We start from the raw sequence: 10360 nt of genomic DNA on the forward strand, positions 1-10360 counted from the left end.
TTCACGCGTACTTCACGTCTTTGAGGAGAACCGGCTGTGCGATCCCCGCCACCGCCCCCGCCGCAATCGCCGCCAGCCACATCGGCGCAAACTGCCCCAGGACCAGCCCAACGATCAAACCTGCACCCGCGCCAATGGCCAGTTGCCGGATCACCATGCGGTTGTCTTTGAAAAGCTTGCCCGCGAAGAATTGCTTCGCAGAGTTCATTGCCATGCCGAACATGCGCGCCCTCCTCAGGTCAGGGACAGCACGAGCACGGTCAGAACGACCGCGACACTGCCCGAGATGATGCCGTAAAGCCCGCCCATATAGGCGGCGAGTTCCGTGCCAAGGGCGTCCTTGCCGATGCGGATGCCCGAGAGGGCCCCGGCACCAAGGGCGGCCGCAAGGCCAAGGATGAGGGAGAGGATAACAGTCACGCGCGGGGTTCCTTTTGGTCTCGTGTCAATGGCTTTGGTGCGAGGCAAAGGCGCTGTGCGGCGCCAGTGCCGAGGTCAGGTCGGCGATCGCCTCGGCAACGGAACGGGCCTTCTCGGCCTCCCCACGCTGCTGAAAGATGCCTTGCGCCTCACGCAGAAGGGCGACAGCCTCCTGGACATGGCGCGGGTTGCCGGCTTCGGGGTTTTCCAGATCGTCGGGCAGGTTTGCAAGGCAGTTGGCCTTGTTCGCGATGGTGTTGGCATAGGCCTCGGGCATGTCGCGCAGCGTGCGGACCTTCAGCGCCTCGTCATAGGCATCAAGCGCGCGCAAGCAGTTTTCCACCCGGTGCGCGGTCGAGACATACTGCAGCGCATTGCCGAGGTTGTTCTGCAGCATGGCATATTCAACCGGATGGTCGATCAGGGTGACGACGCGCAGCCCCTCTTCGAACGCTTGCACCGCCAAAGCCTCGCGCAGCTTGCCGCTGTCGTCGGTGAAGGGCATCGACATGAAGGCGGTGGCCAGGTTGTTCTGCAGGATCGCGAATTCCTTCGGGTAAGCCGCCTTGTCAAAGGTCCGCAGCGCGCGCTGATAGGCGCTGATTGCGGGCTGGATCGGCATCATGCCCCATCCGGCGAGGGTCTGGCAGATCAGGCCAAGGTTCATCTCGGCTTCCGCGATCTCCGCGTTGGAGCCTTCAGCGGTCAGGGTCGCGATGGCCGTGGTGATTTCCGCGCGGGCGGCCTTCATCGGCTCGGCATCCTTGGCCGGCACCGCCATCAGCGCTGTGGCAAGACGCGCCCGAATGCGCGCCCCGCCCAGCACTTCGCCCGGAGGGACAAGCGTCAGAGCCTTGAGATAAAGGTCAACAGCGGCGTGCAGGTCTGCCGGTTCGCGCGGGGCCTGCTGCAGGCCCATCGCAATCTCCATCAGCATCTGCGCCTTGTCAGCGTCAGATGTGTCGGCGTCTTCGACAGCCATCAGCGCAGCATCGACCTGCTGCTTGGTGCGGCTGGTTGCAGCCATGGTAGACCCTCCCCGCGCGACTCAGGCGTGTCGCGTCTTCTTGTGCAGAAAGAAGATCACTTGCTGCGCGCCTTGTCTACTTTCTTCTTCAATTGAAAATCAACTTTGCATAGTAGGCGGCAGTTCTGCGCAAAGCGCGCCCTGATCGGATACCCAGTTAGCAGGAAGATCAGTCACGCTCAGCCCCAGCAGACCCTGATCCTGAAATACGTCCCGCGCTTGCGCCACGCGGTCCCCCGCAGCATTGCGGAGCTTGAGAAGACAGCCGCCCGCTGTTGCCTGATGCACGGGCAGGATCATCAGAGTGCCGTCGCGGATCAGCACCACCACCGAAGCGATGCCGCGAAAGTAGGTCTCGACCACCACCGCGGGCAGGTAGATCGAGCCATCCCGAACCGAAAGCACCGCGGTCATGCGGCCAGCCAATCATCAATCAGTCCGCGCACCCTTTGCGCTACGCTTTGCGCCGAAGCCTCGACGGACGGGCTGAGGGCAAGGCCAAGGTCAAGCGTCGCCGCTTCGATCAGAAGGACGACCACGGTTGCGGGATAGGTGTCACCGTAGATGCGGCGCCCGGCGTAAAGTGCATGATCCCAGCGGAACTCGTGCAAGCCCGCGCCCTTGGCAGGTGGCGCGGCAAGGACTTCGCCCGGCACCTCGTAGACCGCGCCGGGATTGCCGCCAGGCACCCGCGCATCGACTACCACCAGATGGGTGGCACCGCGTGCGCGATACATTGCTGTCATGCCGTCTGTGCCAACATCAAAGAGCCGCACCTGAGGCGGCAAACACTTGTCGCGCAAGAGGGCAATCACACGTGGCCCGACCCCATCATCGCTGCGGTTGGGATTCCCGCAGCCAAGTACGATAATGTCGGGCTCTGTCAGATCCGCCATAGCCTGCAGGACCATTCCGGCTCGACCGGCAGCATGAGTTCTGGCAGATCGCAGAACCGGGCGTGGACTTTGTAATACATGCAGGTTTCGCAAGGTTGCGGCATGTCTTCGGCCTCGATGGTGTGGTCGGTAAAGCCACCGATCACCAGCTTTGCCACCAGATCATCGCCCGCTTCGACCTGCAGGCGGCGCACAATCGCGTTCACCTCTTCGCTGGTGCCCGCACGCGGCCAGACCTCGGTTTCCAGCCCGCCAGCAAGGCGGGCGGCGATATCCTTGCGCAAGGTTTCCAGGTCCATCTTTTCCCCTAGATGCGCCACAGGCGGCACCACCAGTCAGCCTTGGCCGGAAGATTGAGTTCCGGCAGATCGCACCAGCGCCGGTGCACAAGGAAATACATGCATTCCTGGCAACGCATCTTGTCAGGCCCATACGGCTCCAGCAGCCAGCCCGAAATCACCAGTTTCTCCCGCAAGGCGTTTGCGTCCAGCGGGCGCAGTATGTCGAGGAGCTTTGAGAACTCCCGGTCCGTTTCCGGGAACGGTTCAACTTCGGTGACCAGCCCGTCTGCGAACATGTCCTCGATCATCCGAAGCAGCATGTCATGGCTGGCCTCGGCAGGTGTCACCCCATAGCGCGCGATGTATGCCTGCGACTGGTCGGCCAGGCTTGTCTCCTTGTTCACGGCTTGTCCCTCCCCTTGGATCCACCCTGCAATGGCCGGGCCGACAGGCCCGACCACCGTGCTACGGATCAGGCGGTTCGGAAGCGCGCCAGCTCTTCGCCGGTCTGGCCATCATGCGCATGAACCGTGCAGACAAGGCAACTGTCATAGGACCGGCAGACATGGCCCACTTCGACCGGGTCGTGCTTGTTCTTGATCGGCGTGCCGATCAGCGCCTCTTCGATCGGGCCGCGCTGGCCATCAGCCGACCGGGGGCCGACGTTCCAGGTGGTGGGGGCGATGATCTGGTAGTTGGCGATCTTGCCGTTCTTCACCTCGATCCAGTGACACAGTGCCCCACGGATCGCCTCGGTAGCTCCCCAACCCTTCCCGTCGCGTTCGGTCGGCTTGATGTACCACTCGTCGTTCAGCCGGAACTCGCGCAGGATGCGCTCGGCCTCACGGTACAGGATGCACAGTTCATGCATCCGCGCGAAATGGCGCAGCATGATCGAGGCACCGCCCATCTTGCGGTACATGTCGAGGACAAGGCCATCCGAATGCTGGAAGGCCTGGCCGGTGGTGTTGCCTGCGATCAGTCGGCGGGCCAGCGGCCCGGCCTCAAGCGCGCCGCTTTCCGAATGGCGAACGGCAGTGCCCCAAGAATACTTGCCTGCCGGATCGACCTTGTTCTTGGCGATCGGCTTCGTGGTGCGGTCAAATGGATGGACCGCCGCGCCTTCATCATACCAGGCGTGGGTTGTATCTTCGCGGGTGAAGATATGCTCCATCGGGCCGAAGGTGTCGGTCGCCCCGTCATAGGTGCCCGACTTCATGATCACCGCCGAGGACCGCCCGTCGATGGTAGGCTTGTTGTACTTGTCCTCATGCGGCAGGTAGCCCCAGGTCACGAACTTGCCGTGGCCTTTACCATAGTGCTGCAGGCCGATTTCCTTCGACATGCGCCAAAAAAGGCCGAGGTCGGAATTGGCATGCTTCGGGCTTTCCTCAAGCCAGGCCTCGAATTGCTCCAGCGTCTGGATTTCCTCGTACCGCTCCATCGAGCAGCCGAGCCACAGGGGTTCGATCCAGTTCTGCCGGAAATGCTCCAGGATCGACCAGGCGCGCGTCACATCGGTCAGGGTGGGCGCGCACATCACGCCGCCCGGCACCATGAAGGACGAATGCGGCCATTGCCCGCCAAGAAGAGCGTAGATCTCCACCGGACGGCCAGAGATCGTCACGCCAGCCTCATAGGATGTGCCGGTGAAAGGCGAGTAGCGCTTGACCGCTTCAGCGTAGAAGGGTGAAGCGGCATAGTTTTCGTTGGTGTAGTCGATCATGAAGAGGCCGTAGTGGTGGCGCGGCAGCGATTGCAGCGACTCCACGATCTGGCCAAGGTTCCGCGCGAGGATCGCGTTACGCGGCACCGTGGTGCCCCAGGCCGTGTCCAGCGCCCAGGCGGCGCAGGTCAGGTGTGACGCGCCGCAAATGCCGCAGGCGCGGGGGGTGACGACAAGGCCCGCCTGCGGGTCCTTGTCCTTCAGGATCACCTCGAACCCGCGGAACAGCTCCGCATGGGTCCAGGCATTGGTGACTTTGCCATTCTCGATTTCCACCCGAACGTCCAGATCACCTTCGACCCGGCCAACGGGAGAGATGTCGAGCGTCTCGACGGTTGCTGCAGTTGCTGACATGTGTTTGCTCCCTGTTCGTGGCTCAGACCACGAAGATGTCTTCTTCGGCCCAGGCGGGGGCCATTCCCTTGGCGGCGGCGGTCAGCTTGATGTAGCCAACCTTGTCGACGCCTGTCGGCATGTCCTTGGGCACGCCCATCACCGTCTGCGTCTTGAACACCGTGCCGGGGTTCAGATCGAAGAAGGGGAACTCGGGCTCGGTGCAGCCAAGGCACGGCATGCCGGCGCGGGTCTTGGACGAATGGCGGTTCCACAGGATGCGGTTGCAAGGGCTGTGGGTCATCGGGCCACGGCAGCCGAGGTCGTAGAAGAGGCACCCTTTGCGTTGACCGAAGGCGGTGGTCGAGACCTTGTAGGCAAAGTGCATGTTCCGGGTGCAGCCGGTTTGCGTGAAGGACGAGAAGAACGTTTTCGGGCGATGGAATTCATCCAGCGTCAGGTCGCCCGCACGGCCCGTGGCGACGGCGACGAGGATCTGGGTTACCCAGTCCGGGTGCGCGGGGCAGCCGGGAATGTTGATGACCGGCAGGCCCGATTTCGCCTTGAACCCGGCACCCAGCGAACCGCCCTTGGCGCGCTTCAGGAACTGCATCCCCACGCTTTCCGACGGGTTCGGCGCCATCGCGGGAATGCCGCCATAGGTCGCGCAATCGCCGATGGCGACAACGAAGTCGGCGGCCGCCGAAAGCTCGGCGACCCACTCCTTCATCGGCCGGCCGCAGAAGCGGTTCCACTCGCCGGTGCCGTTCGGGGCGTTGATGACTGTGCCCTCGAAGACGAAGATATCCAGCTTGATCTCGCCCGAGATGCATTTCTGCAGGATCGTCTTGACGTTGTCGCCAAGCTCCAGCCCCAGCGAGGGTTGCCACAGGATGTTGATCCCGAAATCGGTCACCAGATCGCAGGCGCTGGGTTCCTCGGCGTTCAGGAACGACATCGTATTGCCCGAACAGGCGCCGCCTTGCAGCCAGAGTAGATTAGCCATCCGTTCCTCCCGTAGATGACGCCGACTGCCGAAAACGACAGCGGCACGACCAAGGTGATCGGCTTTGAAGCGACCGACCTTACTGACATGCTAGTCGGGGAAGTGAGCCTTGGGAAATCAACTCGGGAGGCTGGATAGAGCTATTGCTGCAACGAAGTGTAAACTGAAAACGACATTGCGAGGGGTTGTGCAAACTTACTTTTCAGCGACGCTAGCAGCGACCGCCGCAGACCGGACAACGCGCCTCGCCGAAATAGCTGTACCAGATGCCGTTGCAGCGGTCACACCAATGGCCCTTGGCGCTGATCGCCACGGGGCCAAGCGTTTTCGACAGGGCAGTCAGGCCAAGGTCGCGGGGCTTCACGGGCGCCTTCGCCAAGCGCGAACCGGGGAACGGCACAACTACTGATCGCTCAGGCTGTTCGGTCATCCCCCACGTCCCCGCTTGATATCGTACCGCTTGATCTTGTTCGCCAATCCGACCCGCGACAGCCCGAGGTCTGTGGCCACCTTGCTTTGGTTCCAATGGCTTCGATCCAAGGCCTGCAGGACAATAGCGCGCTCCAGGCTTTCGACCATGTCCTTCAATGTGCCGCCCGAGGGCACGAACCCACCCGGACCCGCATCATTGATCGGAGTGGAGGAGATCTTCTCAGACAGGTGCCGAAGCGCGATGTAGCCGCCCTGTTCGGCAACCGCCACCATCCGCTGGACCTCGGTTTCCAACTCGCGGACGTTGCCCGGAAATGGGTAGGCTTCCAAATGCTTCAGCGCATCGGTGGTCACCCCCAAGACCCGTCGCCCGACGACACCGGCGTATTTCTCGACAAAGAACCGGGTCAGGACGGGAATATCCTCGGGCCGGACGGCGAGGGCGGGCACGTCCAGCTGGAACCCTCGCAACCGATAGTATAGGTCGCGGCGGAAGGTGCCTTGTTGCACCATCTTTTCAATCGATTTGTTCGAAGCCGCGATGATCCGAACATCGCTGTGCAGCATCGTGTCCGACCCCAGGGGCTTGACCTCGCCCTCTTGTAGGAATCGCAACAGCGCCACTTGAAACTGAGGCGAGATCTCGGACACCTCGTCCAGAAACACCGTGCCCCCATCCGCCGCCCGAAACAGGCCCAGCCGGTCCGAGATTGCCCCGGGAAAGGCCCCCTGCACATGGCCGAAGAGTTCCGAATGCAGCATGTTCTCGGCAATGCCGCCGCAGTTCTGCACCAGCATCGGCGACTTGCGCCGGCCCGAGTTGAAGTGGATCGCGCGCGCCAGAAGTTCCTTGCCGGTGCCGGTGTCGCCCTGGATCAGCACGGGCATATTGGTGCTGGCCGACATCTTCGCCTCGGCCACCAGATCGGCCATCTTCGAGCTGACGAAGACCAGCCGTTCGAACTGCGAATAGCCACCCTGGACTGACCCGTCGGGAGTGGTCTGGAAGATATCCTCATCCAGCGACATTTTCAGCTCGCGGCTGAGGATGCGGTGCCGCCGCGCCAGTTCCGCCTGCTCCAGTGCGCGTTTGGCCATGACACCCAGCTGTGCCGGATCCAACGGCTTGAACAGAAACACGTAGGCGGCCGTCCGGTTGGCAAGCTGGAACCCCTCCGGCGTGCTTGTGGGGTCGAAGACCACGATCCGGGCGCAGGAGGTATGCGCAAGGCGCGAATGGATCAGTGCGCTTTCGTCGATGTGTGCGCTGTCTCCGCAATCATACAAGAACAGGTTTACAAAAACCTCGTCCATCCGCCGGATCGCGGTGCGGTCATCCTCGCAGTAGATCAGCCGATAGCCGTCAGCCTCGCTCAGCGCCGAAGATACGGCAGCAATCACCCCGGGATCCGTCGATTTCAAAAGAATGGTCTGAACAATGCTCAATTGGATCGGGTTCCGTCGGTCAGCGGCTTCAGCCTTCACTGCCTTGCCAATCAGGTTTACACACTGCATGCTTCGCTTTCAAGTCGGTTGCCCAAAAAGCGGTTAGACTGCAATCTCGTTGCCTGCATTGGGTGATCGCTGTCAGTGTACAGTTGGGCAGCTCCAGATCCTGCCGAACGGCAGTTCCGCGCCCCGCTGGACCATTTGCTCAGAGTAGGCACACCTGCCGGCGCGAATGACTACTATTCTGAAATGCTGCAGGTGCGATGCCGCACACACTCGGGTCTGCTCTCCGCCCCTTACGTTGCCGAGAGTGAGAGCCGTGCCGGTTTTCCGTTGACGGGTTGAAGGTTGGGAGAGTGGCTCCCGGCGCCTGTCGCGGGAGATTATCGATGGGTGTTGTGGAAGTTCTGGACCCGATGCAGCCGGCGCGGGCGGGTGGCTGGAAGGTGGATGTGAGCCGGGGGGAGCGGAACGGGCGGGTGTCGTCCGAATGGTTCAATCGGCCAGATGATGAGCGGTATCTGTCGCTCGACGATCTCTGGGCATCGGTGAAGGGTCGGTCGGAGCGCAGCCGCAGCCGTGTGGTGCAGACGGCGGATATCCGGGTCGAGGCGGCGCGCGACAGCGCTGAGCGGCTGCATTTGGTCCTGCCGAAAGCGCATGAGCTGGTTGCGCCCACGCACTGGGCCTTTGGCCAGCTTGCCAGCATCGTCGGCGCGCCTGCCTCCTACCTGCGCCAGTTGTCCGCGCCGCTGGCAGGGATCAACCTGCAATACGGCCTGACCAACCATCGCGCTGAGCAGGTGAAGACTTTCGAGACGGAAGATGGTCGCACGGAACTGCGCGCGGTCACCGGCCCGGACTATGGCCGCATCCACGACCACGAGCTGGTCGAGGCGGTGCAGCGCATCGCGGGCAATGGCACTGGCGACACGCGCTGGAAGGTCCCGGGGGTGCTCGACTGGTCGACCGGGGTCTACAACCCCGATGTCGAGATCAGCCGCGACACGACAACGCTCTATGCCTCTGACCGCGATGTCTTCCTGTTCCTGGTCGACGACCACAACCCGATCGAGGCGGGTCGCCTGCCCGATGGCTCCCCCGATCTCTACTTCCGGGGCTTCTACTGCTTCTGTATTAAGCCAACCCCATTCAGGGCACTTTCGAAGAAACTCCATCGCCAAGAACATGCTTCTGTCCGTAGTCGGCGCAGGGGCCGCCACACCATGCCTTTCTGTGCTGAACCCGGCGGTCCAATCTGGAGAACACGTGATGGCCGGAAGGACCGGGCTCACGACAGTAGAACCGGACTCGCCTGGCTCGCGTCCCGGCGAAGGGACCTCTTCGACCGCGCCGAATGGGCGGCCGTCAGAGCAGTTTACGTCGCGGGCTGGGCATCTCCCGCGCCGAATTCGAATTCAGTTCCGTCAACCCACATCCGATGCATCAACACAGCCAGTTTGCGCGCCAGGGCAACTTTCGCCCGTTTTGCACCACGTCTCTTCACCAGGCGCAGTGCCCAAGCCTTCAAGGCAGACGGTTTGACGCGCAGGGTGATAATTGCGTTCGCCGCCTCGTATAGCACCGTTCGCACCGACGCATCGCCGGCCTTGCTGATATGGCCGGTCACATCCACCTCGCCGGATTGGTATTTTCGGGGTGTCAGGCCGAAATGTGCACCGATCGCTTTCGAGGATCGGAACCTATGGGGATCATCTACGGCGGCCACAAAGGTCAGCGAGGCGATTGGGCCAACGCCGGGTACTGACATCAGCCGCTTGCACACTTCGCTTTCCCGGGTCAGACGCAGCACCATGCGATGCAGCTCGGCCAATTCGCGAGCAAGAACAGCGCGGGCCTCCAGCATGGCGCCGATCACCTTCTCAAGCATCGTGTTCCCCGTGATCAGTTCACGGAGCCGGGCATCAAACCGGGCTCGTCCGACCTGACCGACTTTCAGCCCGAAAGACCGCAGGATGCCACGCATCCCGATGTCGAGATCGACACGTTTCCGCGTGAGAAGCTTGCGCGCAGTTAGCAAAGCCCGGATTTCCTGCGAGTCGGCGGATTTGGCATGGACCGATTTGAACCAACCGAGCCGCAGCATTTGTGCGATGCCCCGTGCGTCATTGCGGTCTGTCTTCACCGCCATGGCCGAAATTGCCGCCTGGACATGTCGCGTCTCAAGCAAGACCACGTCGAACCCTTCGGTTTTCAAACCGTCGTGCAGCCAGCCGGAAAGCGCCCCGGCCTCCAGTCCGATCCGCGCCGCTGAACAACCTTCAGCCCGCAGGATGCGTCCAAGCGCGTCGGGGTCGCTCAGTGCTTTCAGTTCGCGTATGACCTTTCCGCTCTGATCCACAATGCAGACGGCGCTTTCCTTCAACGAAACGTCGATGCCAACATATTTTTCCATTTCAGTCCCTCCAGTTGCCGGTCCCAGATCATAGGGCGCTACTGGCTTAATACGGCATCTGGAACTCCGAGGTGGGCGCGAAAACCCTTGGCATGGCGAGCTTCTACCTGCGGGCTGTGTGCCAGAACCGCAACCTCTGGGGCGTCGAGGATTTCCAGGAGATCACCATCCGCCACTCGAAATATGCAGCCTCGCGCTTTGCCCATGAGGCGGCCCCGGCGCTGACGCGCTTCGCCAATTCGTCGCCGCAGGGTTTCGTGAATGGCATCAAGGCGGCGCGGCAGCAGATCGTGGCGCGCACGGACGAGGACCGGGATGACTTTCTGCGTAAGCGCGGCTTCTCGAAGGCCGAAGCCGGCAAGATCATTGAGAAG

The 10360-nt window shown here is 62.2% G+C and carries 12 protein-coding genes and 2 pseudogenes; 2 read left to right on the forward strand and 12 right to left on the reverse strand.

Annotated elements, in window-relative coordinates; all coding sequences use genetic code 11:
• Position 1 precedes the first annotated feature (1 nt).
• The 11 genes from Q7J44_RS21210 to Q7J44_RS21260 all read right to left on the reverse strand — a co-directional run bounded on the left by Q7J44_RS21210 (position 2) and on the right by Q7J44_RS21260 (position 7522).
• On the reverse strand, positions 2-223 hold the full coding sequence (locus tag Q7J44_RS21210) for a hypothetical protein (protein ID WP_045682690.1): 222 nt from the start codon (positions 221-223) through the stop codon (positions 2-4).
• Positions 224-234: 11 nt separating this feature from the next.
• Positions 235-420: a hypothetical protein gene (locus Q7J44_RS21215; protein ID WP_045682687.1), complete on the reverse strand. Its 186-nt coding sequence runs from the start codon at positions 418-420 to the stop codon at positions 235-237.
• 25 nt (positions 421-445) lie between these two features.
• Entirely contained in the window at positions 446-1447 is a 1002-nt protein-coding gene (locus Q7J44_RS21220; RefSeq protein WP_045682685.1) for a hypothetical protein, read from the reverse strand.
• Positions 1448-1546: 99 nt separating this feature from the next.
• On the reverse strand, positions 1547-1861 hold the full coding sequence (locus tag Q7J44_RS21225) for a hypothetical protein (protein WP_045682683.1): 315 nt from the start codon (positions 1859-1861) through the stop codon (positions 1547-1549).
• Positions 1858-2358: a hydrogenase maturation protease gene (locus Q7J44_RS21230; protein WP_370693053.1), complete on the reverse strand. Its 501-nt coding sequence runs from the start codon at positions 2356-2358 to the stop codon at positions 1858-1860. Before Q7J44_RS21230 ends, Q7J44_RS21225 begins: the two co-directional genes overlap by 4 nt.
• The gene (locus Q7J44_RS21235; protein ID WP_296430078.1) at positions 2331-2642 is read right to left on the reverse strand and encodes a hypothetical protein; all 312 of its coding nucleotides are present in this window, start codon (positions 2640-2642) and stop codon (positions 2331-2333) included. The genes Q7J44_RS21230 and Q7J44_RS21235 overlap by 28 nt, the downstream gene beginning before the upstream one ends.
• An 8-nt stretch (positions 2643-2650) precedes the next feature.
• Positions 2651-3028 carry a hypothetical protein gene (locus Q7J44_RS21240; RefSeq protein ID WP_296430076.1) on the reverse strand — a complete coding sequence of 126 codons (378 nt, stop codon included), beginning with the start codon at positions 3026-3028 and terminating at the stop codon, positions 2651-2653.
• A 68-nt stretch (positions 3029-3096) separates the two neighbouring features.
• Complete coding sequence (locus Q7J44_RS21245) at positions 3097-4704, reverse strand: nickel-dependent hydrogenase large subunit (RefSeq protein ID WP_045682679.1); 1608 nt, start codon at positions 4702-4704, stop codon at positions 3097-3099.
• A gap of 22 nt (positions 4705-4726) precedes the next feature.
• Positions 4727-5689, reverse strand: coding sequence for a hydrogenase (locus Q7J44_RS21250; protein WP_045682677.1), 963 nt, complete (start codon positions 5687-5689; stop codon positions 4727-4729).
• Positions 5690-5900: 211 nt separating this feature from the next.
• A complete protein-coding gene (locus Q7J44_RS21255; protein ID WP_296430074.1) occupies positions 5901-6053 on the reverse strand; it encodes a hypothetical protein in 153 nt (50 codons plus the stop codon).
• A 62-nt stretch (positions 6054-6115) separates the two neighbouring features.
• Positions 6116-7522: a sigma-54 dependent transcriptional regulator gene (locus Q7J44_RS21260; RefSeq protein ID WP_304883089.1), complete on the reverse strand. Its 1407-nt coding sequence runs from the start codon at positions 7520-7522 to the stop codon at positions 6116-6118.
• A gap of 437 nt (positions 7523-7959) precedes the next feature.
• Between Q7J44_RS21260 and Q7J44_RS21265 the strand changes: the two are divergent.
• A pseudogene (locus Q7J44_RS21265) lies at positions 7960-8703 on the forward strand (DUF932 domain-containing protein); the annotation flags it as partial.
• A gap of 245 nt (positions 8704-8948) precedes the next feature.
• Here Q7J44_RS21265 and Q7J44_RS21270 read toward each other — a convergent pair.
• Positions 8949-9986 (reverse strand): IS110 family transposase, encoded by a 1038-nt coding sequence (locus tag Q7J44_RS21270; RefSeq protein ID WP_304883090.1) that lies wholly within the window; start codon positions 9984-9986, stop codon positions 8949-8951.
• 59 nt (positions 9987-10045) lie between these two features.
• On the opposite strand from Q7J44_RS21270, the pseudogene Q7J44_RS21275 reads away from it, so the two are divergent.
• Positions 10046-10360, forward strand: a pseudogene (locus tag Q7J44_RS21275) (DUF932 domain-containing protein); the annotation flags it as partial.

Source organism: Pseudotabrizicola sp. (assembly GCF_030656345.1).
Taxonomy (GTDB): domain Bacteria; phylum Pseudomonadota; class Alphaproteobacteria; order Rhodobacterales; family Rhodobacteraceae; genus Pseudotabrizicola.